Source organism: Mycobacterium shunyiense (assembly GCF_058270035.1).
Genome location: NZ_JBZDPT010000047.1, coordinates 808,268 through 833,872 on the forward strand (window position 1 = coordinate 808,268; position 25,605 = coordinate 833,872).

The following is a 25,605-nucleotide window of genomic DNA, read 5'->3' on the forward strand; positions in this document are numbered from 1 at the left end:
CTTAGCGGAACACGCCCGGCAGGCTCAGCGCCGACATGGTGTCGTCGTTGAGCGGATTGTCGTGGACCATGTACGTCCACGTCGATGTCGGCCGCGCCAGCTTCGACAGATCGATGCCCGGCTCGTCCTCGATGTCGTCGGCCGTGTCGAAGGTCTGCTGGGCTGCCTCGATGGCGTCGGCGGCCAGCGAGGCGAACGCGTCGACGGCCATCCGGTGGAACTCGTCGAGCGGGTTCTGCCGGCCCAGCGCCCGCAGATGGATGCTCTCGCGGATGTCGGCGAGGAATGCCAGGTGATCACACCAACCGCGGTCGAGGTGGTAGAGCATGATCAACCGGCAGATCTTGGTGAGCTTCTCCTCGGCGTCCTCACCCAGGCCTTCGGCCAGTTTGGCGTAGCGCTCGGGTGAGCGGGCCTCGAGTTCCTGGCGGGCGGTATCGGTGCGCAGCAGGGTTTCGCGACGCTCCACGATGATCGCGCGCTGCTGGGCGATGAGTTGGTTGTAGCGCCAGGTGTTGGCGTGCACATCGAGCAGCCGGCCCTCGGCGACCCGCTGCGCGTGGTCGAGCAGACCGGCCGCCTTGGGCGCGCTGACACGGCCGTCCTCGTCCGTTTCGGTCGGCAACTTGGTTTCGTCGAGGTGAGCTGCCACCACCTCGTCCTCCCAACTGGAGAAGAACACCGTCGACCCGGGATCGCCCTGACGTCCGGCGCGGCCACGCAACTGGTTGTCCAGGCGCTCGGTGTGGTGTCGGCCAGTGCCGACCACGTGCAGCCCGCCGAGGTCGGCCACCTTCTCCTTCTCGGCCGAGTCGTCCGCCACATCGGACCCACCCAGGCGGATGTCGGTGCCGCGGCCGGCCATCTGGGTCGACACCGTGACCGAACCGAGCTTGCCTGCCTCGGCGATCACGGAGGCTTCTTCGGCGTCGTTCTTGGCGTTGAGCACGACGGCGGGGACGCCCGCCTTGACCAGCCTGCGGTGCAGGTCTTCGGACTCGGCCACGTCGTGCGTGCCGACGAGGATCGGTTGACCGGTCTCGTGCACCTCGGCGATGTGCTCCACGATGGCGTGGTTCTTGGCGGCCTCGGTGAGGTACACCCGGTCCGTCTCGTCCTCGCGGATGTTGGGCTTGTTCGGCGGGATCGGCGACACCCCGAGCTTGTAGAACTGGCGCAACTGCTCGCCGGCGGCCAGCGCGGTACCGGTCATGCCGCACACCGTCGGGTAACGGTTTACCAGCGCCTGCACGGTGATGGTGTCGAGCACTTCACCGGTCTCGGTGGTCTCGATGCCTTCCTTGGCCTCGACGGCGGCCTGCAGACCGTCCGGCCAGCGCTGCAGGGAGGCGATCCGGCCGCGGGACGCGTTGATCAGGTGCACCGCGCCGTCGCGGACGATGTAGTGCACATCGCGTTGGAGCAGCACGTGCGCGTGCAGCGCGACGTTGACCTCGGTGAGAGTGGTGGCGACGTGCTCCTCCGAGTACAGGTCGATGTTGCCAAGGCGGGCCTCCAGCTTGCGGGCGCCGGCCTCGGTGAGGTGCACGTTGCGGTTGTCGTCGTCCGTGTCGAAATCTGTTCCGGCGGTGAGGTCTCCGACCATGCGGATGACCTCGACGCGCGGCTGCTCCCGGTGGCTGGTGCCGGCCAGCACCAGCGGCACCAGCGCCTCGTCGACCAGCACGGAGTCGGCCTCGTCGATCAGCGCGACGTCGGGATTGGGTGACACCAGATCGTCGACGTCGGTGACCAGCTGGTCCCGCAGGACGTCGAACCCGATCTCGTTGACCGACGCATAGGTGACGTTGCACTCGTAGGCGGCACGCCGCTCTTCGGCTGTCGAGTCCTCGGTGATCCAGCCGACCGTCAGCCCCAGCGCCTCCAGCAGCGGACCCATCCACTCCGCGTCGCGCTTGGCCAGATAGTCGTTGATGGTGATGACATGCACGTGCCGGCCGCCGATGGCGTAGCCGGCCGCGGCGATCGCCCCGGACAGGGTCTTGCCCTCACCGGTGGCCATTTCGACGACGTCACCGGCGAGCATGCGCAACGCGCCGAGGAGCTGTACATCGAAAGGCCGGAGGCCCGTCGTCCGGTCGGCGGCCTCGCGCGCCAGCGCCAGGAACTGTGGCATGTCGGCGGAGGCGGCCAGGTCCTCCAGCTCGAGCAGTTTGGCAGCCTTGGTGAGCTGCTCGTCGTCGAGCTTGGCAGCCTTGTCTTCGAACGCGGCTGCACCCTTGACCTCTGAGAGCGACCGGGCCTCGTTCCGCTCGGTACTGGCCCCCAGTAGCTTCCAGAACTTGCTGCTCAAGCGGCCCGGTTTGGCGCTGGACGTCTTCGGCACATGTTCACGGTACGCGGGCGCGCCGAGTGTCCCGGAAACCGGATCGGTGCAGCCACGCCCGGATGACGTCCGGCCGGGCTCATGCCAGCTGATGGGGGTACTTTGCCCGCATGGAGATGTTCACCCCGACACTGGACTGGGGCAACGAGCTCGGGACATCGCTGGTGTGGATCGCCAAGGGCTGGCTGATCGCGGCGGTGTCCACGCTGGTGATCCTGTTGCTGATCGCCAGGTTCACCGCCTGGGGCAGGCAGTACTGGCGGATCACCAGCGGGTATTTCACCGGGCGCGACAGCGTGATCGTGTGGGCCTGGCTGGGTGCGATGCTGCTGTCGGTGATCGCCGGGGTGCGACTGGCGGTGCTCTTCAGCTATCAGGGCAACGACATGATGACCAGCTTCCAGGTGATCGCCGGCGGCATCTCCAGCGGCAACGAGGCTGTGAAGGTCTCGGGTAAAGACGGGTTCTGGCTGTCGCTGGGCGTGTTCGCGCTGCTGGCAGCGATCCATATCGCCCGGATCATGCTCGACATCTATATGGCGCAACGGTTCATGCTCCGTTGGCGGGCCTGGCTGACCACCCAGCTCACCGGCGACTGGCTGGAGGGCAAGGCCTACTACCGCACGCGCTTCATCGACGACACCATCGACAATCCGGACCAGCGCATCCAGGCCGACATCGACACTTTCACCGCGGGCATCGACTCACTGCCGAACCGTCCGAGCGCCAGTTCGACGAGCACGCTGTTGTTCGGCTCCATCTATTCAGTGGCCTCGATGATTTCGTTCACCGCGATTCTGTGGAACCTGTCCGGCGAAATCACCTTGCCTCTCGTCGGCATCGACCTGCCCCGGGCCATCTTCTGGATCGGCATCGTCTACGTTCTGTTCGCCACCGTCGTGGCGTTCTGGCTCGGCCGGCCGATCATCCAGCTGGCCTTCAACAACGAGAAGTACAACGCGGCCTTCCGCTATGCGCTGGTGCGGCTGCGTGACGCTTCTGAAGCGGTGGCCTTCTACCGCGGCGAGATCGCCGAACGCACCGGGCTGCGGAAGCTGTTCGCGCCGGTGGTGTCGAACTACCGGAACTACATCAACCGGATGGTCAAGTTCCTGGGCTGGAACAACTCGATCGACCAGGCCCAGGAGCTCATCCCCTACATCGTGCAGTTCCCACGGTTCTACAGCGGCGAGATCACCTTGGGCGCGCTGAACCAGACCGCCAGCGCCTTCCGCAGCCTTCTCGACGGGTTGTCGTTCTTCCGTAACGCCTACGACCAATTCGCCGGCTACCGCGCCGCGATCATGCGTCTGCACGGGCTGGTCGTGGCCAACGAAGAGGCCAGGGCCCTGCCCGAGGTGACCACCCTGCCGTGCGTGGACGGCACGGTGAAGCTCACCGACGTCGAGGTCCGCACCCCCGACGGCAGGCAACTCGTCAATCCGCTCGACCTGCACCTGCAGGTCGGTGACACGTTGGTGATCACCGGGCCCTCCGGCAGCGGCAAGACCACGCTGCTGCGCAGCCTCGCCGAACTGTGGCCGTTCACGTCGGGCACGCTGACCCGCCCGTGCGGGCCCAACGAGACGATGTTCCTCTCGCAGTTGCCGTACGTCCCGCTCGGTGACCTGCGCGCCGTGGTGACGTATCCGGGTGAAGAAGGGTCCGTCGATGATGAGACCCTCAGGCGGATCCTCGACGAAGTGGCGCTCGCGCATCTGGTCAGCCGGCTCGACGAGGTCCAGGACTGGGCCAAGGTGCTGTCTCCCGGTGAGCAACAACGGATTGCGTTCGCCCGGATCCTGCTCGTCAAGCCCAAGGTGGTGTTCCTCGACGAGTCGACGTCCGCACTCGATGAGGGCCTGGAGTTCATGCTCTACCAGCGGGTGCGCACCGACCTGCCGGATACCATCCTGGTCAGCGTCAGCCACCGCACGACGGTCGAGCAGCACCACACCCACGAACTCGAGCTGCTCGGTGAAGGTGAATGGCGACTCGGCCGGATCGAAGACGACGCGGCCGGCCTGGTCAAGCAACCCTGATCGGGCGGTAGTTCCCGGTAACTTCCCGGGGTATGGAGATGTTCACCCAGTCTCTGGACTGGGGCAACGAGATCCTGGGATCCCTGGTCTGGGTCCTCAAGGCGTGGGCGATCGGCTCGGTGGCGCTGGTCGCGGTCGCGGCCCTGCTGGCTCGCTTCACCACATGGGGTCGTCAGTTCTGGCGGGTCACCGGCGGCTATTTCATTGGGCGCGAGAGCTTTCCGGTGTGGGCGCTGCTGGGTGTCCTGCTGTTCTCGGTGATGCTCTCGGTGCGGATGGACGTGTTGTTCAGCTACTACGTGAACGACCAGACGACTGCGCTGCAGGTGGCGTTCTCCGGTGCCGGTTCAGGTGACGAGGCGGTGCGCCGTTCGGGAATCGACGGGTTCTGGCACTCGATCCTGATCTTCGCGTTGTTGGTGACAGCCGATATCACCCGCACCCTGCTCGACCTGTATCTCATGCAGTACTTCATCATCCGCTGGCGGGTCTGGCTCACCAACCGGCTGACCGGCGACTGGCTCGACGAGCGTGCCTACTATCGCGGCCGGTTCATCGGCGGTTTCGGCGGTACCCCGATCGACAACCCGGATCAGCGGATCCAGCAGGACATCGACGTCTTCACCACCGGCACCGGTCCGGAGACCAACACGCCGACAGTCGCCACCGCGCAGACTCTGGTGTTCGGCTCGGTGTACTCGATCGTCTCGGTGGTCGCATTCACCCCGATCCTGTGGAACCTCGCCGGCCCGTTGACCCTTTTCGGCGTCACCGTGCCGAAGGCATTGTTCTGGATCGCCCTGCTGTGGGTGGCGATCACGACGGTCGTGGCGATCTGGATCGGCAGACCGATGATCCGGCTGACGTTCCGCAACTCGCTGACCAACGCGGCGTTCCGCTATGCACTCGTGCGTATCCGTGACGGGGCCGAGGCAGTCGGTTTCTATCACGGTGAACGCACGGAACGCGGCACGCTGTCCGATCGATTCGCCAACGTGATCACCAACTATCGCAGGCTCGTGCGCCGGGGCGTCGCGTTCCTCGGCTGGAATCGGTCCATCAACCAGATCATCGATCCCCTGCCGCTGATCATTCAGGCACCTCGGTTGTTCGCGGGTCAGCTCACGTACGGCGACGTCTTGCAGTCGGCCAGCGCGTTCAACAACGTGCAGAGCTCATTGAGCTTCTTCCGCTCGGTATACGACGCATTCGCCGGATACCGGGCCGCGATCATCCGTCTCGACGGACTCGTCAGTGCGAACGAACAGGCAAGGGCGCTACCACGTTTGGACACCGGGATGAGTGCCACCGGCGGGGTGGAACTCGAGGACGTCGAGGTGCGGTCACCTCAGGGCGACCTGCTGCTGCACAACCTCGACCTGCAACTCGCACCCGGCGATTCTCTGGTCATCACCGGGCCGTCCGGTACCGGTAAGACGACGCTGCTGCGTAGCTTGGCGCGGCTGTGGCCGTACGGGTCGGGCACCGTGCGTTATCCCGAGCAGGGTGAGGTCATGTTCCTGTCACAGCTCCCCTATGCCCCGCTGGGCGATCTGCGGACGGTGACCTGCTATCCCTCACCCACCGGTACCTACACCGACGACGAGATCCGGGCCGCTCTCGACAAGGTCGCCCTCGGTAATCTGACCTCTCGTCTGGGCGAGGACGCCGATTGGGGAAAGGTGTTGTCCCCCGGCGAGCAGCAGCGGATCGCGTTCGCCCGGATTCTGCTGGCGAGGCCGTCTGCGGTGTTCCTGGACGAGGCCACCTCGGCGCTCGATGCCGGTCAGCAGTACGCGTTGTACTCGACCCTGCGCACCGAGTTGCCCGATTGCATCGTGGTCAGCATCAGCCACCGGGACAGCGTGAACCGGCTCCACGACCGTCGGCTGGAACTGCTCGGCGACGGTCGGTGGCAGCTCGCGTCCGTCGGCTCGCCGACTTAACCGGCCTGGCGCGCCGCTGCGTGCGTGCCGGCGCGGCGCCCGAAGAACGACCCTTCGCCGAGCTGCACTCCGCTGGCGTAGCCCTCGCCGTCCTGGGCGATGTTGGACGCGCAGGCGCCCGCCGCGTACAGGCCCGTGATGACGCTGCCGTCCTCACGCAGCACCTCGCCGTCGATGGAGACCGTCAACCCGCCCATCGTGAATCCCGAATACATGGCGATCCCGAGGGACAGGTCGAACGCCGCGTACGGCCCGGTGTCCTGCACCGCGATGTAGTCGGGTTGCTTGTGGAAGTCGGGATCTTCACCGTTGGCCGCGTTCTTGTTGTAGCGATCGAGGGTGGCGGCCAGGTTGCCGGCCGGGATGCCCAGTGCCTCTTCGACTTCGGCGATCGTCTCGTAGCCGTCGATGAACTTGATGAGCGGCATGGCCGGCATCTCCATGTGTTGCTCATCCACGATGAGGTACGCCTGCTGGTCAGGCTGTCGCAGAACGAATGCCGAGGTACGCGAGTGGTAGGAGTCCTCGGTGACGAAGCGTTGGCCCTGGTTGTTGACGATCACGCCGGTCAGCAGGATCTCCGGCGGGTAGGCCGCGGCGGTGATGAACAACTGGTCCATGCCGTTGGCCACGCCGCCTGCGGCGACACCCATCCGGATACCCAGGCCGTCGTCGTTGGGGTTGCCCAGGATGTAGGGCTCCACCTCACCGTGGTGCTTGGTGCGACGTTTCTTGCCGAGCGCCGGGGTGTACTCGGCGACCATCTCGGGGTTCATCGCGAATCCGCCGGCCGTGATGATGACCGATTTCGCTTTCACACAACCGGTTTCGCCGAAGTGCTTCCACTTCACCCCGACCACTGGGCGGTCATCCGCACTGTCGTCGACGATCAGGTTGGTGGCACCCACCTCATAGCGGATCGTGACGCCCAGCGTCTCAGCGCGTTTCAGCAGGAGATCGATCACCATCGCCGCGCCGCCCAACTCACCGGGCACGGGAACCGAGTGCCCGCGGGGCGCCGGCTCGGCCTTCTCGGTGAACGGCCAGACCTTCTCGTTGCCGGTGTAGGACAGCCCCTCGGTACCCGGCGGGACCACCACCTTGCCCGGGTAGAAGCTGCGCTCGAACTGAAAGCCCAGTGCCTCAAGCCAATTGAAATGCTCGACACTGCCGTCGCTGTAGGCACGGATCTTGGCCAGATCGGGTTCGCGCGAGACGGCGACCAGATACTTGTACATCTCCTCGGCGGTGTCGGGATGCCCGGTGGCCTCCTGCACCGCGGTGCCGCCGCCGAGATAGAAGTGCCCGCCCGCCATCGCGGTGGTGCCGCCGGCCGCCGCGGCCTTCTCCAACACCAGGACCCGGGCGCCCTCGGCGGCAGCACTGACCGCTGCACAACCTCCGGCGATGCCGAATCCGATCACCACGACATCGAACTCGTCGGACCAGGATCCGACGGCGTCGACCTCGGAGGCCTCTAGGACCGCGGGGATTTCCTTCACTGCTGCTCCTGTTTCACATACTCGAAGAACGCCCGGATCTCGGGCGGGATGTAAGCGATCTCCAGATACGGCACCCCGGCTCCGGCGGCCGACAGGTAGGCGAATTTCATTCCCCCGGGCATCTCGCCCTGACACACCGCCGGGGTCCCGTCGTCTTCGGCGTCGCGCACCCGTGCGTCGAACGCCGCCGGGTCGGCTGCCTCAACACAGATGTGGTGCAGGCCGGACCCGTGCGCTTCGAGGAACTCCGTGTAGACACTCTCACCGCTCACCGGTGCGATCAGTTCCAGTTGGGTGTCACCGGCGTAGCTCAGCGAGATGTCGGCCACGAAATCGGCGGGCTTGCCGCGGTATTGACACGTCTCAGGGCCGAAATGCACCGCAGGCATGCGCACCCACCGTCGCGCGCCCAGCAGGGTGGACAGGGCCTGTTCGGTGGCAGCCAGGTCAGCGGTGACCCAGGCGATCTGGACAGGTGTCTGATTAAGCATCGCGATGAGAATATCGCCCACCCGTCTGGATGGCTAGAACGTGTTCTAGTTAGGGGAACGGCGAGTCACGGCTGCCCGACGAGATTCGACACCTCGCCGGCGAGCGGTGCGCCGTCACTGCGGGCCTGGACGCTGGCGTTCTGCCAGGAGACCGCGGCCGGATAGTTACCCCACGTGCTGTTGAACATTCCCACGATGGCAGCACGACCATCGGGGGTGACGATGTATACCGGACCACCGGAATCGCCTTTTTGACTCACCACGCCGTTGGCCATCGTGAACCAGCCGTTGTTCACGGCCTCGACAGTGCCGCAGGTCTCTCCGGTCACCACCCCGAAGTGACAGACCGGGGCGCCGGGCGTCGGCACCACGGCGGGATCCTCGACCAGCATCCGCCCACCCGGCAGGATGTTGTTCACCACGACATCGCCTGCCAGTTGGATGGTCTCCCAATCGGAGATCATGTGATTGGTGTCGACCGTGGCCCCGTCGGGCGTGTTGTCGCGGTAAGAACCCATGTGCCCGATGAAATTGCCGTCCCGGTCGTTCACCGGCCCACCGCCGCGGCAGTGCCCGGCGGTGAATCCGACCCGGCTCCCCGGGTCCACAAAGCCGAGGGTGCACAGATTGGTGCCTTGGCGAATCTCCATCCCGGGGTACACCAGCGAACCCGCCGCAGCCGCCGTCGGTACCGGACATGCCAGCAGCCCCGCCGCCGGCACCACCGCCATCGCCCGTATCGCCCCACCAAGCCAACTGTTCACGGCCGGCCTCCCTCGTTTTCGGACGTGGTGAAAGTCACCCTACCGACTTCAATATCGGTCAGGCGGCAACTTCGTTACCGGGGGTACCCACGACGCGCGAGATCCAATGCCAGAAACGACGACGGCCCGGACCAAGTGGTCCGGGCCGCGCGTCCGTTCAGGTCTTCCGTTCAGGTCACGGAATCGTCAAGACCTGGCCGGGGTGAATCAGATCGGGATTGGCGATGCCGCTGGCATCGGCGATCTGCTGGTAGCGGTTGCCATCGCCGTAGAAGCGCTCGGCGATCGCCCACAGGGTGTCGCCGGACACCACGGTGTAGGTGCGCGGCTCGGGAGCCGGCGGGGGTGGCGGCGGCGCTGCCGGCTCGGGTGCGGCCACGGGCTCCTCGACAGCGGCCGGGGCAACCTCAACCTCGGGCGCGGCGGCCTCGGGCGCCGGTGGCGGCGGCTCGGAAGTCTCGGTCTTGGACGACCATGCGGGACCGTCCGCGGCGTACAGCACCAGGTTGCGGTCGTCCTGGAGAACCAGCTTGACGTCCTTCTTGCCCTTGGTGTCGGTGTGCCACACCGGCTTCTCCGAGGTGTACAGCACGAAGTTGCCGTCGGTCTGCACCTCGGCGCGCACCACGTCCTGGCCGTTGGTGGAAGTAGACCAGACCGCTTGGCCACGTGCCTCCAACACGAGGTTGCCGTCATCCTGCAACGTCAGCGTGTACGCGCCGTTGTTGGAGGTGAGCGAACCACCCTTCTCCAGCTTCTGTCCTTCGGTCAGTGTGTCTCCCACGCATTGCCCCTTTCGTGACCGTGATCCGGGTTGTCGCACCCGGGTTCTGTCGACCTTACTGACTTCGAGTTTGCTTTGGTGCTATTCGGCTCGGCTCGAATTCAAACGTCGCACCAACACTGGGAAACGCCGGGTATCTGGACGGCAGACGGCGCAAATCGGCGGCGCCCGGCGTGTCGCACATCGAGCCGCGGCTACCGATCAGCCCGAGTCACTCGGAATCGTAGGTTGCGTCAATTCCCATGCCGGCCAATGATTCTGGCCGCACGTTCGAGAACTGGGCCGACCCGTGTCAGCCGACCGGCTGTGTTTCGGAAGATTCGGCTGGCTGCCAGCCGGGTGGGCCGAATACGAAGCCCAACCGGTCACGCAGACGGCGGGCCCGCCGCATGTCGCGGGCGATCGCCACGTACTCGTGGGTCTGCAGTTTCCAGATGTTGAAGGTGTTGACCGGCTTGGTCAGCCCGTAGTGCGGACGGAACACCTCCGGCTGGAACGTGCCGAACATCCGGTCCCAGATGATGAGGATGCCGCCGTAGTTACGGTCCAGGTACAACTGGTCGCGCCCGTGGTGCACCCGGTGATGTGAGGGGGTATTGAAGATGAATTCGATTGGCCGCCACAACTTTCCGACCCGCTCAGTGTGCACCCAGAACTGGTAGACCAGGTTCAGCGAAAAGCTGGCGAACACCAGCCACGGCGGAATCCCGAGCAGGGGCAACGGAATCCAGGCCAGGATCTCACCGCTGTTGTTCCATTTCTGGCGCAGCGCGGTTGCGAAGTTGTAGTACTCACTGGAGTGGTGGGCCTGATGCGTCGCCCAGATCAACCGCACCCGGTGCGCAATGCGGTGGTAGGTGTAAAACAGCAGGTCCACCCCGACGATCGCGACCACCCAGGTGTACCACCGGTCCCCCGGCAGGTGCCACGGTGCCAGGTAGGCGTAGATGGCGGCATAGCCCAGCAGCGCCAGCAGTTTCCATCCGGCAGTGGTGAGGATCGACACCAGACCCATCGAGATGCTCGCCCAGGCATCGCGGGTGTCGAACGCGCCTGCAGGCCGTCGTTGGGATTCGATGTGCTCCAGGCGACGGGCGGCGAGCCATTCCACGGTCAGCAACACCAGGAAGAACGGAATCGCGAAGAACACCGGATCCCGCATCGGCGGGGGCAGGAAGTCCAGGACGGACCCGATCATGTGGACTCCTCGTTGAGCTGGGCGAACTCTCCTACGGTACTCACCCACCGAAGCGGGCTCGGATAGGTTTGTCCGGTGCAGAAGTGGGCGTTGCTGATCGCGGCCGTCATCACCGAAGTCACCGCCACGCTGTCGCTGCGCGCGGCCCAGGACCATTCGGGATGGCTGGCGCTGGTGGTGTCCGGCTACCTGGCCGCGTTCGTGTTGCTGACCCTGGTGCTGCGGGCGGGCATGCCCGTCGGCGTCGCCTACGGAATCTGGGGTGCGCTGGGTACCGCGGCGACGGCCGTGCTGGCCGCGGCGTTGTTCGGCGACCCGTTCACCTGGCCGATCGTGGCGGGTATCGGTCTGATCATCGCCGGCGTGCTGCTGGTCGAACTCGGGTCGCACCCGCGTCAGGCCGAATCATGATGTGGCTGGCCCTCACCGGAGCGATCCTGGTCGAGGTGTTCGCCACGCTCGGGCTGCGCGCCTCGGACGGATTCCGGCGCAAGGCGTGGATCGTGCCGGTGATCGCCGGCTACGTACTGTCGTTCTACCTGCTGTGGCTGGCCCTGTCGTTGGGGGTGCCCGTGGGCATCGCCTACGGCATCTGGACTGCGTGCGGGGTCGCGCTGGTCGCGATCATCGCCCGGTTCTTGTTCCGGGAACCGCTGACCCCGGTGATGCTGCTCGGTATCGCGCTAATCGTGTCGGGTGTGTTCACGATCGAGCTGGCCGGCATCGGCCCCGGGACGGTGCCCTGACTCGGTTACTGCCGACGGCCGCCCCGGCAGCACCCCGGCCAGCAGCGCGGCCACCAACCCGGCCAGCGGTACGACCAGGAGACCGACCCGCAACCCCGCCGCATCGGCGACGAGCCCCACCAGTAGTGGCGCACCGAAGAAACCCACCCGCATGAGCCAGGTGACCACGGTCAGACCGGTCCCCGGTCGCAACCCCGGCAGCTGATCGGCGCCGTGCATCGCAGCCGGCACCAGGGTGGCCACTCCCAGACCAGCCAGCGCGAAACCGGCGATCGTCGTGGCGATGTTCGGGAAGGCCAGCGCGGTCCCCATCCCGGCGGCGGCGATCACGCCGCCCGCCCGTGCCACCGTCGCCTCGCCGAACCGGTCGACCAGCCGGTCGCCGATCACCCGTCCCACGAACATGAAGCCGACCAGCGCGATGTATCCGAAGACCGCGACGGCAGGCGGCGTGTGCAGGTAATCGCGCAGATACAGCGTGGCCCAGGAACTCCCGGAATCCTCGACTGTGGCGCCCGCGATCGCGATCAGCACCAGGGCCAGCAGGATCAGGTACACCCGCGGCCCCGCCCTCGTTCCGGCCGGTGCATGCGCTGCCGGATGATCGTCATGGTCGGGTCCGGGCAGCAGGTAGCGGTAGGCGACCACCGCCACCGCGCTCAACAACACGGCGGCCACCGAGAGATGGATGGCCCGCGGGATTCCCAGGGCGATCGCTGCGGCACCGGTGAGACCACCGAGGATCGCGCCTGCAGCCCATACCGCATGCAGTGAGTTGATGATCGACCGGCCGTGTTCGCGCTGCAGCCGCAGTCCGTGTGCGTTCTGCGCGACATCCACCACCGAATCGCAGGCCCCGGCCAGGAACAACGCGGCGGCCAGCAGCAGTGGGGTGCTCGCCATGCCGGCTGCGACGACGAAGGCGGCCAGCGCCACGGTGCCGATGACCGCCACCCGCGCGCTGCGGAACCGTCGGATCAGGGTCGCCGCGGTCAATCCCGCCACCAGCGCGCCGCCCGAGAACGAGGCGACGGCCGCGCCGTACACGGCATTGCTCAGGTGAAGGTCGCTCTTGATCTCCGGATAGCGCGGCAGCAGATTGGCGAAGATCGCGCCGTTGGTCAGGAACAGCGCCCCGACCGCGATCCGGGCCCGGCGCAACGCGGATGCCACTGAGCCGACACTACTGCGCGTCCCCGGGTCAGTGGACCGCCGGCACCAACCGTTCGCTGACCTGCCACAGGTCTGCCGCCTTGGCCTCGTCGTAGGAATCTCGTGAGGAACGGATCCGGCGGGTGCCTTCGAAGTACGCGCCGGTGACGCCGTCTAGGACCGGATCGGCGACCAGCGCGGCGAGATTGGCGCCGGAGCGTCGGATGCTGTTGACGTTGGGCAGTACCCGCAGGGCCGGCATGAGCAGGCGCCAGGCCAGCCGCTGGATGCCCGAATAGTCCCTGGCGAGCCCCGAACCCGGCATCAGGCCGGGGTCGAACGCGTTGACCGTGATTCCGCCGGACCCGTGGCCCAGCCGCCGGTCCAACTCGTAGCTGAACAGCATGTTGCACAGTTTGGAGGTGGTGTAGCGACGCCGACCTTCTTCGCCGGTCAGCCCGCCGGGTGGCGGACGAAGAAGTTCCTCGGCCGAGTTAAATTGCGGCGCAGGCATACCCGTGAACCGATCCGGATCGTGGGTGCCGCTGCTGACCACCACGATTCGCGCCGGGGCAGTGAGCGCGGCGAGCAGCTGCTGCACCAGGGCGAAATGACCGAGATGGTTGACGCCGAAGGTCATCTCGTAGCCGTCCACCGTCGTCTGGGCGCCTGCGACCAACTGGAGTCCGGCGTTGCACACCAGCGCGTGCAGCGGCGGTAGGTCGCGGTGCGGCAAACCGGCGGCGAAGTTCCGCACCGACTGCAGCGATGCCAGGTCGAGCTCACCCACCGTGGTACGTCCGGGACAGTCCAGGCGAGCCGCCGCCTCGGCGCCACGTTCGGCGTCGCGCACCGCGAGCACCACATGCCAACCCGGATCGGATTCCAGGAGAGTCCGGGCGCATTCGAAGCCCAGCCCCGTGTTCGCGCCGGTGATGATCACGGTCTTGTCGGTCACTGTTCCTCCAGGAGTATCGGGATGAGCACCGTGACCGCCTGCCACAGCCGCCGGTACATGCGGGCCACGTCAGTGGTGGCCGGATCGAGGTGCGCGGCGAAGAACACCCCGTCGGACTGGGCCACGGCGAATGCGGTGAGTTCGGCCACCACCTGCTCGATGCGACGTGGCGGTAGGCCGGCGGGCAGCTGGCTGCGCACGGCGGCAGAGAACCGTGCGATCGCGGTGTCACGCACGCGGCGCACCACCGCCGTCACCGTCGGATCATCGCCGCGTTCCAGCGACAGCAGGTACAGGATGCGGAGGAATTCCGGGCGCTGTGCCTGCAGATCCGCCAGAACCGCCAACTGCTCGTCGATGCTGCCGCTGCTCGGTATCGCCGCGAAGAAGCGGTCGGCTCCGCGTTCCATCACCGCCGCGAGGACACCGTCCTTGGATCCGAAATGCCAGTAGATGGAGCTGGCCGGGAGGCCGCAGGCCTTGCGGATGTCGCTGATCGAGGTGGCGGCGTAGCCACGGGTGGCCATGAGTTGTTCGGTGGCGTCGAGAATCTGCCCTCGGGAATCCGCACCCTGCTGTTGTCGCCGCGTGGTTGGAGTGGCCACCTGAAACCCCGTCTGTAAGGATCGTTACAGACAGCGTAGAGCGTGGGCAGCCACCACGCCAGTGGCACGCACGATCGGCTTCTGGGCAGCAAGATTGACACCATGACTTCTTCGTCACCGATGCTGCTGGAGCTGGCCCGCCGCTACGGCGTCGCCCCGGAGTTCGACGACTGGACCGGCCGCCGCACCGCCGTCGCAGAGTCCACCCTGGTCGCGGTGTTGGAAGCGTTGGGCGTGGCGGCCGGCACCGAACAGGAGCGGGTGGACGCCCTGGCCGTCCACGACCGGCAGTACTGGCAGCGCCGCCTGCCGCGGATCGTGCTGGGCCGCGCAGGAATGCCGGCGAGCTTCTGGGTCCACGTCACGCACGGAGATCCGGTGCACCTCACGCTGTTGCTCGAAGATGGCACCGAGCGCGGCGGCCTGCGGCAACTCGAGAACAACCGGCCTCCATACGATCTCGGGAACCGGTTGATCGGTGAGGCCACGTTCGAACTTCCGGCGGACCTGCCCCTGGGTTATCACCGGCTGCGATTGGACGGGACCGATATCGAGACGCCGGTGGTGATCTCCCCCGCAACCGTGGGCCTGCCCACCCGACTCGGCGAGCGGCGCGCCTGGGGACTGACTGTTCAGCTCTACAGTGTTCGCTCCAAAAACTCTTGGGGCACAGGCGATCTCACCGACCTGGCAGATCTGGCGGTGTGGTCGGCGGCCGAGCACGGTGCCGGGTTCGTCCTGGTCAATCCGCTGCACGCAGCCGCTCCCACTGCCCCGATGGAGCCCTCGCCGTATCTGCCCACGTCGCGGAGGTTCGGCAATCCGCTCTACCTGCGGGTCGAGGCCGTCCCGGAGTTCGCCTCGGTCCGGCACCGCAGCCGTATCCGGGCGCTGCGCGCCGCGCTCAACAAGCGTGCGGACCGCAACCCGACCATCGACCGCGACGCGGCCTGGCAGGCCAAACGCACCGTACTGCAGCAGGTGTACCGGGTTGAGCGTTCGGCGGGCCGGGAGCTGGCGTACGCCGCCTACCGGGCCCGGCAGGGCCGCAGCCTGGAGGAATTCGCAACCTGGTGCGCGCTGGCCGAACGGTACGGTGCCGATTGGCACGCCTGGCCGCACGCACTGCAGCATCCGGCGAATCCGGAGGTCGCCGCGTTCGCAGCGGCCCATCCCGATGCCGTGGACTTCCATCGCTGGCTGCAGTGGGTTCTCGACGACCAACTCACCGCGGTACAGGCCACGGCGGTGCAGGCCGGGATGGAGTTGGGCGTCATGAGCGACCTCGCGGTCGGCGTGGATCCCGACGGCGCCGACGCCTGGGCCCTGCAGGATGTGCTGGCTCTGGGGGTGACCGCCGGCGCCCCGCCGGATGAGTTCAACCAACTCGGCCAGGATTGGTCGCAGCCCCCGTGGCGGCCGGACCGACTGGCCGAGCAGGCCTACGAGCCGTTCCGGGCGTTGGTCGAGATGGCACTGCGGCATGCCGGCGGGGTGCGTATCGACCACATCATCGGAATGTTCCGGCTGTGGTGGATCCCGAAGGGTGCCGCACCGACCGAAGGCACCTATGTGCGCTACGACCACGACGCGATGATCGGCATCATCGCGCTCGAAGCGCACCGGGCCGGTGCGCTCGTGGTCGGCGAGGATCTCGGCACGGTCGAACCGTGGGTGCGTGACCACCTGCACGAGCGGGGCCTGTTCGGCACCTCGATTCTGTGGTTCGAGTCCGACGGGTCCGGGCGGCCCCTCCCGGCCGAACGCTGGCGCGAATACTGCCTGTCCTCGGTGACCACCCACGATCTGCCGCCGACAGCGGGGTATCTCGCGGGCGAACATGTGCGGTTGCGGGACGAACTCGGGCTGCTCACGCGGCCCGCCGACGAGGAGTTGACCTCGGACCGTGCCGCGCAGGCCGCCTGGCTGGACGAATTGCGCCGGGTCGGCCTGCTCGGACCCGATCCGGACACCGATCAGATCGTGGCAGCGCTGTATCGGTATCTGGCCCGTACCCCGTCGAAGCTGCTGACCCTGGCGCTGGCCGACGCGGTAGGTGAGTTGCGTACCCAGAATCAGCCGGGAACGACCGACGAGTACCCGAACTGGCGGATCCCGTTGGCCGGCCCGGACGGCCGTCGACTGCTGCTCGAAGACGTGTTCGCCGATCCGCGGGCAGCGGTGTTGAGCGAGGTGATGGCCGAGATCACCGGGCAATCCGGCCGCGCCGGGATGTAACACCCGGGGCGTCTGCTCCGGTTTCACATTCGTCACCGCTGCGATATGTTCGCAACCGCACCCGACTGACGGAGTTCACGTGAAGAAGCTTGTTGCGCTCGGTGGCGGTCTGCTCGCCGCCGGTTCGATCGCCCTGATGGCGGCAGGTGCCGCCACCTCACAGCCGAGCTCCGCTTCGGTCAACGTCGTCGGTGAGCCCTATATGAAGGCACTGGCGATCCTGAAGAGCCAGGGAGTCAAGGCCACCTTCGGCGGCTCGTTCGGCAGCGCCCTTCCACAAGCCGAGTGCCTGGTCGATTCCCAGAAGGTCAACTCCAGCGGCAAGATGATCCTGATGCTGGACTGCAGCGAGGCCGCGGCCGAGCAGGGTGCCGAATCGGCTGTCCCGGGCGGCCCGAGGGTCGGCAGTAACGGCGTGACCACGGTGACGCCGACGCCAGTGGTCCCGATCGCCGGCGCCCCAGGCGCGGGCACGCCGCCACCGGCCTGACCCGCACCTGGTACCGCTGTTCCCACCTAAATCCGTACACTGCTGAGAGTCCACTCATCCCAGGGAGGCTCTCGATGTTGCGTCCGTTGCGGTTCGACAATGAGATCGACCCGGGCCCGGTACAGATCCAGGCCCGTAAAGTGCACTTCGATCTCGACGGCATACCGTTGCACTGGATTCCCGGCCACCCCGTGGCCGCGACGATGGTCAACCTGTTCAACGTGGTGCTGCCGATGGCCGAACACTGGTTCGTCGCGACGTTCAACGAAGCACTGCCCTATGTGCGCGATCCCAAGCTCGCTGATGACATGCGCGGCTTCATCGGTCAGGAGGCGACCCACGCCGAGACCCATGATCAGGTGCTCGACGAGTTCCTCACCGCCCACGGCGTGGATTACCAGCCGCTGATGGCCATGGTCGAGCACGTGTTCACCAAGATGCTGGGCCCGACCGATTCGACCGACCCGCGGCGCCGGCTGTCCAACCTGTGCGACCGACTGTGGCTCATCGCCGCCATCGAGCACTACACGGCGGTACTCGGTGACTTTGTGCTGAACTGCACGTGGGAGGACTTCGATGCCGACCCGACGATGACGGATCTGTTCCGCTGGCATGGCAGCGAGGAGGTCGAGCACCGCAGCGTCGCCCACGACGTCGCGGTCTACTTCCAGGACAGCTACTTCAGCCGGGTACGGGCCATGTCGATCGCCGCGACCGCCGTCTATATGTTCTTCCAGCGCGGTTGCTGGGCCATGGTCAAGAGCGATCCGACCCTCGACATCGGCTGGTGGCGGATGAATCGGTTGCGGATGCGCGATTCCAAGCTGGGGCTGCTGCCGAAGTTCTCCCGGATGTTCGGTTCCAACACCCTGGCCTACTGCCGACCCGGTTTTTCGCCGGAGGAGATGGGCTCGACCGCCCAGGCAGTGGCTTACCTGGCGAGCTCCCCCGCGGCGCGGGCCGCCCACCTGTGACGGGCGCAGCCATGCCGACGCTGTCACTGATATCCCGGTACCGTCGGCTGCCACCGAGTGCGTCGGGGCGGTTCCGGCACGATCCCATGCTCGGTCTGGCCGAGGTGTCGATCGCCACCATGTGGGGTGTGAACCGCTTGCTGCGGCGTCCCTCGCCTCCACCTGAACTGGACCGCACGATCACGTTGACCGTGGTCGGCCGGGAAGTGGTGGCTCACGACCAGGACGTCATCGCGCTGACCCTGGCCGCGGCTGACGGCGGCACGCTGCCGCAGTGGTATCCGGGTGCGCACATTGACCTGCACCTGGCCAGCGGCCGGGTGCGGCAGTACTCACTGTGCGGTGATCCCGCAGTCCGCGACCGCTATCGAATTGCGGTGCGGCGCATACCCGATGGCGGGGGCGGTTCGGTCGAGGTGCACGACAGTCTGCAGGTCGGGAGCCGGGTGAGCACCCACGGCCCGCGCAATGCGTTCGCGTTGACGGTGCCCGGCTATGGCTCCCCCACCCAGCGGTTCCGCTTCATCGCGGGCGGAATCGGCATCACCCCGATCCTGCCGATGCTCGGGTTGGCGGCGCGGTTGGGTGTCGACTGGTCGATGGTGTACGCCGGGCGCAGCAGCGACAGCCTGCCGTTCCTCGACGAGCTCGCCCGGTTCGGAGACCGCATCGAGATCCGCACCGACGATGTCCACGGCCTGCCCGGTGCCGGCGATCTTCTCGGCGACTGCCCCGACGGCACCACGGTGTACGCCTGCGGTCCGGCGCCGATGTTGACGGGAATCCGCGCCGCACTCGCCGGCCGTGATGACGTGGAGTTGCATTTCGAAAGGTTCGCGGCGCCACCGGTTGTCGACGGTGCCGAGTTCTCGGTGAGGATCGCCTCGACCGGCGCCGAGGTGACGGTCGGAGCCGACGAGACCATGCTCGCCGCACTGAGCCGGTCCGGGGTGAACGCTCCGTACTCGTGCCAGCAGGGTTTCTGCGGCACCTGCCGCATTCGGACCGTGCCGGGAACCGACGGGACTGTGCAGCACCGCGATACGTTGTTGACCGACCCGGAGCGCGACGCCGGCTACCTGCTGACCTGCGTGTCACGGGCGGAGGCCGGCCACCCGCTGACCCTCGACCTCTGAGCCGCTACCCGTCGTCGGCGAGGCCTTCGCCATAGCCTGCGAGTTCGGGTGCGGCCATCAGCTGGTCCAACAGCGGGCGTTGCCCCGTCAGCAGCTTGATGCGCGCAGTTGCGACGGAAACCCAAGCAACACGGTCGATTTCGGGAAACTCGACCAGTCGTCCCGACCCCTTCGGCAACTCGATACTGAACGTGTTGCTCACGGCGGTGGCGGGGTCGAAATCCCCGCCCACCGCGAATGCGGTGACCACCTTGCCGCCGGCCTGCCGCACCGGGTCCAGATCGATGCGCGGACCTGCAGGCGGTGGCGACCCGAGTTCCTCGGCGAACTCGCGTTGCGCCGCCGCCCACGGGTCCTCGTCGTCGGCGTACTCCCCCTTTGGCACCGACCACGCCCCGGCGTCCTTTCGCGCCCAGAACGGCCCGCCCGGGTGAACGATCAGCACTTCCACGTCCGCCCCGGCGAGGCGGTACAGCAGGACACCCGCGCTCAGCTTCGCCACGCGCTGCACGCTACTCGACGAGCTGATCGCGACGACTTCACCGCAGCACAACGGTGAGGTGCACCACTTTGCCGGCGGGACGTAGTTCGCCTCACTCCAGTGGAGGTTCCGAAGTGTGACGCAGCCCTCGTCAATGGGTTTCGGTCAGCCGGAATTTAAATTGTGAACTGCCGGTTAACTCTTGTGTAACACCTAAATCGAGGTGACGACGGCGCTTGGGTGGGCAGCCGGCGTCGGCATCACGCGCGAAACAACAGAAGAGTGAAAGAAGGCACCAAAGATGATGAGGATCGGATTTGCCACTGCACTTGCAGGAGCGGCTGCCGCAGCGGTGATCGGCCTGGCCGGACCTGCCCAGGCGGCACCGACCGGCCCGGGCAACGCCCAGCAGACGATCAGCGAACTTCAGGCGCAGGGCTACAAGGTGATCGTCAACCACGTCGGTTCGACCCCGTTGGACAAGGCTTCGGTAGTGTCCGTACGCCCGGGCCAGACCTACAGCCGGACGGATTCCAGCAGCCCCGGCGGCGATTTGCAGACCACCGTACTGAACAAGACAGTTTACGTAGATGTGAAGTAAGCCCAAACATCGCGAAACATCAAGGAGGGGCGCCCTTTTCGGGCGCCCCTCCTTGGTGTCCACGCGAAGCGGACGGGCGGGTCCGCGCTAGAGTCGCCAGCGTGCGACGTTTTACCCGATATGTCGCCCTCGGCGACAGCCAGACCGAAGGGTTGTGGGATGGCGACGACGCAGTCGGCCTGATGGGCTTCGCCGATCGTCTCGCGGTCCGTCTCGACGGGCTCTATCCGGGATTGGGTTACGCCAATCTCGCCATTCGCGGTCACCGCATCGGCGATGTCCTGAACACCCAGCTCCCCACCGCGTTGTCGATGCGACCAGACCTGGTCACCGTCTGCATCGGCATGAACGACGTGACCCGCCCCGGGCGCGCCTTCACCCGTGCTTTGGGTGACCTCGACGCCGTCTACCGCACGCTCGCGGCCACCGGTGCGACCGTCGTCACCACCACGTTCCCTGACATCACCCAGATCCTGCCGGTGGGCCGGTTGCTGGGAAAGCGGGTGGTCCGGATCAACGACGCGATCAACGATGCCGCCGATCGGTACGGGTTCCACCTCGTCGATCTGTACTCGGCCCCCTCGATGCGCGACCCGGAGACCTGGAGCCCGGACCGGGTCCACGGCTCGGCGAAGGGACACGTCCTGTTCGCGGCGGCGGCCGCCGAAGCGCTCGGATTGCCTGACAGCAACCATGATTGGGCGCTGGCCACGGGCCCGGACCAAATCCAGTCTTTTCGGTCCAGGGCCTACTCACAACTGCTGTGGACGCAGAACATGCTCATGCCGTGGCTGTGGCGTCACCTTCGCGGCCGGTCGGGAGGTGCGGGCCGCTCAGCCCGGCGGCCGGCCCTGATGTGCCTGAGCGCCTGACCGAAGCCTCGGACGTCGGTCAGATCCCGCCCCAGGTGGAGTCGAGCTCCTTGGCGACGTCGATCACCTTCGCCTGCTCCGACGCCGGACTGTCGATCTCACCGGCCACGTGCGCGGCGATGAAACGTTTGATCTCCGCGTCGACGCCGGCCAGGATCCGCAGCACCTCGGCACGCAGCGACGTGGAGGTGACGTGGATCGAGATGTCGGACGGCCGCGGCTTCTTGACATCGAGGATCAGCAAGAGCGGCTCGGCGGCCAACGCCGTGGCTCGCAGGGCGATCTCACCGAACACCATGAACTTGGGCCGGTCGATGCGCAGGTCGATCACCATGTCGATCTCCAACGGGATCCGGATGGAGAACGTGATGGTTTCGCCCACAATGCGGCTCACGCGGGGCTTTTGGATCTTGACCCGGGCGGTGACCTTGGCGATCTTGCCGGGCCCCTGCGCGATCGGACCCATCTCGAACGCGTCGCCGGCGATCGAGCCGATGGCGTCGCCGACCCGTTCCTCGGATACCGCCACCTCGAAGAACCGACGCCCGAATTCCTCGTAGGTGATGTAAGCGTGATCAGCCATGATCCTTCTACGGTCTCACGACGGTGTGCGGTGACGGTGAAGCCGGGCCGTAATTGCTGTCGACGTCGCGTCGTTCAGGCCTCGTCGGCGAAGTACCGCAACCGGGCGACACCCAGCGGTGCGTTGCTCAGATCGACGATCAGTACAGCCCGGCGGCCGTCGAGGTCGAGCCCGGCCACCAGGTGATGCCCGGACGCGATGAGCTTGCGCCAGGAGGCACCCGAGGCACGTTCCACCAACCCGGACGTGCTCAATGGGGTGTCGTCACCGGAGTAGATGTCGGTGTCGGCGGTCAACCGCCGCTGCACCGCCACCGTGTCGCCGGCGCACAGGTCGTCGAGCAGCCCCGAGACCAGCCGCCTGCCTGCCCGCCCGGCGCCTGCCATCCCCTTGGCGAAGCCCACGGCACCCGCGGGTCCCTGGTTACGCAGCAACGCCACGGCCAGGCGCAGCCCGACCGGCACGGCGCCCAGTCCGGCGCGGGCGAACTGCCCGATCATCGCGGGCAGCTGCCAGTACGCCTGCAGTTGACCGATCCTCGGCCCGTCCGGACCAGGAGCGACGACGTAGCGCAGGTAGGCAGGAATCCGCATCGAGACCGATGTGCTCATCACGACCTCGAGCTCGAGATCGCGGATCACCGTGGACCCGGCGACGAGGTCGACGTCGCGGTGGAAGGTGATGTCACGCGGGGCGATGAAGGTGTCGTAGAACCGCTCGATCTCGGCGGCCCCGCGGTGTGGCCGGGAGCCCACCGGGTCCTCGACCTGTCCGCCCGCAGCGAACAACCCCACCCATCCTCGGCGGTCGTGTGCGCCCGCTGCCTGCGGTGACAATTCGACGGTGGCTAGCAGGTCGTCCCGTGTGAAGGCCATATGGTTCGTTTACCATCCCGCCCGCCGCCGCGTGCGCGCACACTGGTGTTTGACACCTTGAGATTGCCCACAACCACCGAGGAGAGCGCCATGAGTGGCAGTGGACCGTTCGGATTCGACCCTGAGGACTTCGACCGCGTGGCCCGGGAGGCCGGCGAGGGGCTGCGCGACGCCCTGGACGGGTTGAGCAAGTTCATCGCGAGGCCCGGCCAGGCCGGCGGCTGGGCGGGGCTGCTCGATGAGTTCGCCCGGTTCTCCCAGCCCAGAACGGAGCCGGAGACCACCGGCGAGAAGGGCGACGGGGTGTGGGCCATCTACACCGTCGACGACGCCGGCGGCGCCCACATCGAGCAGGTATACCCCAGTGAGCTCGAAGCGCTGCGGGCCAATGCCGGCAACACCGATCCGGGCCGCCGCGTCCGGTTCCTGCCCTACGGCATCGCCGTCAGCGTGCTCGACACGGATACCGGCGAGTAACAACGGCCCGAAATGTCGTCTGCCGATCTTCCCGACCGGCTAGGATTCTGGCCCAAAGTCAACGAACTGCCCGGCCCGGCTCGACCGGCGGCCGGCAATGCTGAGGGTGGGACATGATTCGCGAACTCTTCGCCACTACGGCGGTCGCCGCGGCGGCACTGGCTACAGCCATTTCGGCGGCGCCGGGTGCTCTTGCCGACGACAACAGCAACATGTACCCGGACAATCCCGGGCGCTATCCCACCGACGTTCCCGGCATGAGCTACGAGGCCTCCAACGGTGCGCCGTGTTTCAGCTGGGAACGGAACGTCTTCGGCCGCGGCCCGGGCGGCACCGCCATGCAGTGCAAGTGGATTCCCAACCAGTGGCCTCCGGTGTACACCGGCTTCTGGACCTACGCCTACCCGTTGAACGGCGTGCAGGAGATCGGGTCTCCGTGCCCGGGGCCGCAGGAAGCCGCTCAGTCGCCTGACGGCCGACCGATGCTGTGCCTGGGCGAGCAGGGGTGGCAGCCCGGCATTTTGACCGGAGACGGTTTCTTCCCGGTCTGAGGCGCGGGTCACATCCCGCCGGCCATACAGCCGAGCGGTGCATGTATGGTCGTGGGGCCCGAATCCGTGACCAGGAGTGCCATGAGCGACGTCAAGTTCGACCTGTCCACAGTGTTCTCCACGGTGGCCAAAGCCGTCCCCGATCAGACCTTCCTGGTGTGGCGGGATCGCCGGTTGAGTTACGCCGAGTTCGACGCGCGCGTCGACGGCTTCGCCCATTACCTGGTGTCGGCCGGTCTCGGCACCCACACCGAGCGCGACGGGCTGGCCGGGCACGAATCGGGCCAGGACCACCTGGGCATCTACCTGCGCAACGGCAACGAGTACCTCGAGTCGATGATCGGCAGCTACCGCGCCCGGGTGGCACCGTTCAACGTCAGCTACCGGTACGTGGAGGAGGAACTCCTCTATCTGCTGAAGGATTCGAACGCCCGCGCGGTGATCTACAACGCCGAGTTCGCGCCGCGGGTGGCCGCGATCCGCGCCCAGCTGCCGAATCTGCAGGTGCTCATCCAGGTCGCCGACGAATCGGGCAACGAGCTCCTGCCGGGTGCCGTCGATTACGAGACGATCCTCAAAACCGCCGCGCCGCAAGCCGGCATGCCGTCCCCGTCGGGGGATGACCTGTATGTCCTCTACACCGGCGGCACCACCGGTATGCCCAAGGGCGTGCTGTGGCGTCAGCACGACATCTTCCTGTCGTCGATGGGTGGCCGGCCGTTCGGCAGCGACACCTTCATCGCGTCGTACGAGGAGCTCGCCGAGCGGGCCGCCACCGCGGGTGGCGGGCTGTCGCTGCTGATGATCCCGCCGTTCATGCACGGTGCCGCGCAGTGGGCCGCCTACAACGCAATCACCATGGGCGGAAAGCTCGTCATCCCCGACGATGTGGTGAAGATGCGCCCGGGCAACGTGTTGGAGCTGGCGGCCCGCGAACGGGTACTGAGCATCCCGGTGGTCGGCGACGCGATCGCGCGACCGCTGATCGACGAGATCGAGACGGGCGACTACGACCTGTCGGGTCTGTTCACGATCACCAACGGCGGAGCGCCGCTGTCCCCCACCGTGCGTAAGCGCATCCTGGCCGCGCTGCCGCACCTGATGTTGCTCGATGCCGTGGGTTCCTCGGAGTCGGGCACCCAGATGAGCACCGCGTCCACCGCGGGCACCGATTCCGAGGCGGCCACCTTCAACGCCCAGTCCGACACCGCGGTGGTGGCCGAGGATCTTTCCCGGGTGCTCGGCCCCGGCGAGAGCGGCGGCTGGCTGGCGCGGCGCGACCTGATCCCGCTGGGCTACCTGGGCGACGAGGCCAAGACCGCACGCACGTTCCCCACCATCGAGGGGGTCCGTTGGGCCGTTCCGGGCGACCGGGCAAATGTCTTGGAAGACGGGCGCATTCAGCTGCTGGGCCGGGATTCGGTCACCATCAATTCCGGCGGCGAGAAGATCTTCGTCGAGGAGGTCGAGCGGGCCGTCGCCGCGCACCCCGCCGTTTACGACGTGGTCGTCGTCGGTCGCCCGTCGGAGCGTTGGGGTAACGAGGTCGTGGCGGTCGTGCAGTTCGCCGAGGGCGCCTCGGCCACCGACGAGGAGCTCGCGACGGTGTGTGAGCGCGCGATCGCGCGCTACAAGATCCCGAAGGCGTTCGTCCGCTCCCCCCAGATCGTGCGCTCCCCCGCGGGCAAGGCGGATTACCGGTGGGCCAAGTCGGTGGCCGCCGAGCACGCCGAGGCCGTCAGCACCTCGTAGCTTCGAAGCCTGCCCCGTTCTTCCTTGCGCGAGCAGACGC

25 protein-coding genes are annotated in these 25,605 nt (G+C 66.8%); 13 read left to right on the plus strand and 12 right to left on the minus strand.

Annotated elements, in window-relative coordinates:
- Nucleotide 1: 1 nt before the first annotated feature.
- The gene (gene secA2, locus AC4ELS_RS31080; protein WP_064957223.1) at nucleotides 2-2,347 is read right to left on the minus strand and encodes an accessory Sec system translocase SecA2; all 2,346 of its coding nucleotides are present in this window, start codon (nucleotides 2,345-2,347) and stop codon (nucleotides 2-4) included.
- Between the two features lie 110 nt (nucleotides 2,348-2,457).
- On the opposite strand from secA2, the gene AC4ELS_RS31085 reads away from it, so the two are divergent.
- On the plus strand, nucleotides 2,458-4,389 hold the full coding sequence (locus AC4ELS_RS31085) for an ABC transporter ATP-binding protein/permease (protein ID WP_499050753.1): 1,932 nt from the start codon (nucleotides 2,458-2,460) through the stop codon (nucleotides 4,387-4,389).
- Between the two features lie 32 nt (nucleotides 4,390-4,421).
- Nucleotides 4,422-6,335, plus strand: a complete 1,914-nt coding sequence (locus AC4ELS_RS31090; protein ID WP_064957222.1) for an ABC transporter ATP-binding protein/permease — start codon at nucleotides 4,422-4,424, stop codon at nucleotides 6,333-6,335.
- Here AC4ELS_RS31090 and AC4ELS_RS31095 read toward each other — a convergent pair.
- The 5 genes from AC4ELS_RS31095 to AC4ELS_RS31115 form a co-directional block, all read right to left on the minus strand.
- Nucleotides 6,332-7,837 carry an FAD-binding protein gene (locus tag AC4ELS_RS31095; RefSeq protein ID WP_499050756.1) on the minus strand — a complete coding sequence of 502 codons (1,506 nt, stop codon included), beginning with the start codon at nucleotides 7,835-7,837 and terminating at the stop codon, nucleotides 6,332-6,334. The genes AC4ELS_RS31090 and AC4ELS_RS31095 overlap by 4 nt on opposite strands.
- Entirely contained in the window at nucleotides 7,834-8,328 is a 495-nt protein-coding gene (locus AC4ELS_RS31100; protein ID WP_064887626.1) for a VOC family protein, read from the minus strand. Before AC4ELS_RS31100 ends, AC4ELS_RS31095 begins: the two co-directional genes overlap by 4 nt.
- A 65-nt stretch (nucleotides 8,329-8,393) precedes the next feature.
- A complete protein-coding gene (locus AC4ELS_RS31105) occupies nucleotides 8,394-9,059 on the minus strand; it encodes an Rv1815 family serine proteinase (protein WP_064887628.1) in 666 nt (221 codons plus the stop codon).
- Nucleotides 9,060-9,267: 208 nt separating this feature from the next.
- A complete protein-coding gene (locus AC4ELS_RS31110; protein WP_064887630.1) occupies nucleotides 9,268-9,876 on the minus strand; it encodes a LysM peptidoglycan-binding domain-containing protein in 609 nt (202 codons plus the stop codon).
- A 292-nt stretch (nucleotides 9,877-10,168) separates the two neighbouring features.
- Nucleotides 10,169-11,074: a sterol desaturase family protein gene (locus AC4ELS_RS31115; protein WP_499050760.1), complete on the minus strand. Its 906-nt coding sequence runs from the start codon at nucleotides 11,072-11,074 to the stop codon at nucleotides 10,169-10,171.
- Between the two features lie 75 nt (nucleotides 11,075-11,149).
- Between AC4ELS_RS31115 and AC4ELS_RS31120 the strand changes: the two genes are divergently transcribed.
- Both AC4ELS_RS31120 and AC4ELS_RS31125 read left to right on the plus strand, forming a co-directional pair.
- The gene (locus AC4ELS_RS31120) at nucleotides 11,150-11,485 is read left to right on the plus strand and encodes a DMT family transporter (protein WP_064887634.1); all 336 of its coding nucleotides are present in this window, start codon (nucleotides 11,150-11,152) and stop codon (nucleotides 11,483-11,485) included.
- A complete protein-coding gene (locus tag AC4ELS_RS31125; RefSeq protein ID WP_448447251.1) occupies nucleotides 11,485-11,820 on the plus strand; it encodes a DMT family transporter in 336 nt (111 codons plus the stop codon). The genes AC4ELS_RS31120 and AC4ELS_RS31125 overlap by 1 nt, the downstream gene beginning before the upstream one ends.
- Here the strand turns inward: AC4ELS_RS31125 and AC4ELS_RS31130 are convergent.
- The 3 genes from AC4ELS_RS31130 to AC4ELS_RS31140 are packed head-to-tail and all read right to left on the minus strand — an operon-like array spanning nucleotide 11,758 to nucleotide 14,535.
- A complete protein-coding gene (locus AC4ELS_RS31130; RefSeq protein ID WP_499050763.1) occupies nucleotides 11,758-12,993 on the minus strand; it encodes an MFS transporter in 1,236 nt (411 codons plus the stop codon). The genes AC4ELS_RS31125 and AC4ELS_RS31130 overlap by 63 nt on opposite strands.
- Nucleotides 12,994-13,021: 28 nt before the next feature.
- A complete protein-coding gene (locus tag AC4ELS_RS31135) occupies nucleotides 13,022-13,930 on the minus strand; it encodes an SDR family NAD(P)-dependent oxidoreductase (RefSeq protein WP_448447077.1) in 909 nt (302 codons plus the stop codon).
- On the minus strand, nucleotides 13,927-14,535 hold the full coding sequence (locus AC4ELS_RS31140) for a TetR/AcrR family transcriptional regulator (RefSeq protein WP_064887641.1): 609 nt from the start codon (nucleotides 14,533-14,535) through the stop codon (nucleotides 13,927-13,929). The genes AC4ELS_RS31135 and AC4ELS_RS31140 overlap by 4 nt, the downstream gene beginning before the upstream one ends.
- Nucleotides 14,536-14,637: 102 nt before the next feature.
- Between AC4ELS_RS31140 and malQ the strand changes: the two genes are divergently transcribed.
- The 4 genes from malQ to AC4ELS_RS31160 all read left to right on the plus strand — a co-directional run bounded on the left by malQ (nucleotide 14,638) and on the right by AC4ELS_RS31160 (nucleotide 19,373).
- A complete protein-coding gene (gene malQ, locus AC4ELS_RS31145) occupies nucleotides 14,638-16,773 on the plus strand; it encodes a 4-alpha-glucanotransferase (protein ID WP_499050766.1) in 2,136 nt (711 codons plus the stop codon).
- Between the two features lie 79 nt (nucleotides 16,774-16,852).
- A complete protein-coding gene (locus AC4ELS_RS31150; protein ID WP_064887645.1) occupies nucleotides 16,853-17,263 on the plus strand; it encodes a hypothetical protein in 411 nt (136 codons plus the stop codon).
- Nucleotides 17,264-17,337: 74 nt separating this feature from the next.
- The gene (locus tag AC4ELS_RS31155; protein ID WP_064887647.1) at nucleotides 17,338-18,237 is read left to right on the plus strand and encodes a metal-dependent hydrolase; all 900 of its coding nucleotides are present in this window, start codon (nucleotides 17,338-17,340) and stop codon (nucleotides 18,235-18,237) included.
- Nucleotides 18,238-18,248: 11 nt separating this feature from the next.
- The gene (locus AC4ELS_RS31160) at nucleotides 18,249-19,373 is read left to right on the plus strand and encodes a PDR/VanB family oxidoreductase (protein ID WP_448447073.1); all 1,125 of its coding nucleotides are present in this window, start codon (nucleotides 18,249-18,251) and stop codon (nucleotides 19,371-19,373) included.
- Between the two features lie 4 nt (nucleotides 19,374-19,377).
- On the opposite strand, the gene AC4ELS_RS31165 is transcribed toward AC4ELS_RS31160, so the two are convergent.
- Nucleotides 19,378-19,875 (minus strand): NUDIX hydrolase, encoded by a 498-nt coding sequence (locus tag AC4ELS_RS31165; RefSeq protein ID WP_064887686.1) that lies wholly within the window; start codon nucleotides 19,873-19,875, stop codon nucleotides 19,378-19,380.
- A 280-nt stretch (nucleotides 19,876-20,155) separates the two neighbouring features.
- Here AC4ELS_RS31165 and AC4ELS_RS31170 point away from each other — a divergent pair, with 280 nt between their 5' ends.
- Both AC4ELS_RS31170 and AC4ELS_RS31175 read left to right on the plus strand, forming a co-directional pair.
- Nucleotides 20,156-20,455, plus strand: a complete 300-nt coding sequence (locus AC4ELS_RS31170) for a hypothetical protein (RefSeq protein WP_064887651.1) — start codon at nucleotides 20,156-20,158, stop codon at nucleotides 20,453-20,455.
- Between the two features lie 101 nt (nucleotides 20,456-20,556).
- Complete coding sequence (locus AC4ELS_RS31175; protein WP_499050770.1) at nucleotides 20,557-21,327, plus strand: SGNH/GDSL hydrolase family protein; 771 nt, start codon at nucleotides 20,557-20,559, stop codon at nucleotides 21,325-21,327.
- Between the two features lie 19 nt (nucleotides 21,328-21,346).
- Here the strand turns inward: AC4ELS_RS31175 and AC4ELS_RS31180 are convergent, their stop codons facing one another.
- A complete protein-coding gene (locus AC4ELS_RS31180; protein WP_064887654.1) occupies nucleotides 21,347-21,910 on the minus strand; it encodes a hypothetical protein in 564 nt (187 codons plus the stop codon).
- Nucleotides 21,911-21,984: 74 nt separating this feature from the next.
- On the minus strand, nucleotides 21,985-22,785 hold the full coding sequence (locus AC4ELS_RS31185) for a ketosteroid isomerase family protein (protein ID WP_499050772.1): 801 nt from the start codon (nucleotides 22,783-22,785) through the stop codon (nucleotides 21,985-21,987).
- Between the two features lie 90 nt (nucleotides 22,786-22,875).
- Here AC4ELS_RS31185 and AC4ELS_RS31190 point away from each other — a divergent pair, with 90 nt between their 5' ends.
- The 3 genes from AC4ELS_RS31190 to AC4ELS_RS31200 all read left to right on the plus strand — a co-directional run bounded on the left by AC4ELS_RS31190 (nucleotide 22,876) and on the right by AC4ELS_RS31200 (nucleotide 25,565).
- On the plus strand, nucleotides 22,876-23,262 hold the full coding sequence (locus AC4ELS_RS31190) for an Rv0313 family protein (RefSeq protein ID WP_064887658.1): 387 nt from the start codon (nucleotides 22,876-22,878) through the stop codon (nucleotides 23,260-23,262).
- 113 nt (nucleotides 23,263-23,375) lie between these two features.
- Complete coding sequence (locus tag AC4ELS_RS31195) at nucleotides 23,376-23,813, plus strand: hypothetical protein (RefSeq protein WP_064887660.1); 438 nt, start codon at nucleotides 23,376-23,378, stop codon at nucleotides 23,811-23,813.
- 81 nt (nucleotides 23,814-23,894) lie between these two features.
- Entirely contained in the window at nucleotides 23,895-25,565 is a 1,671-nt protein-coding gene (locus AC4ELS_RS31200; protein ID WP_499050775.1) for an acyl-CoA synthetase, read from the plus strand.
- Nucleotides 25,566-25,605: the final 40 nt, after the last annotated feature.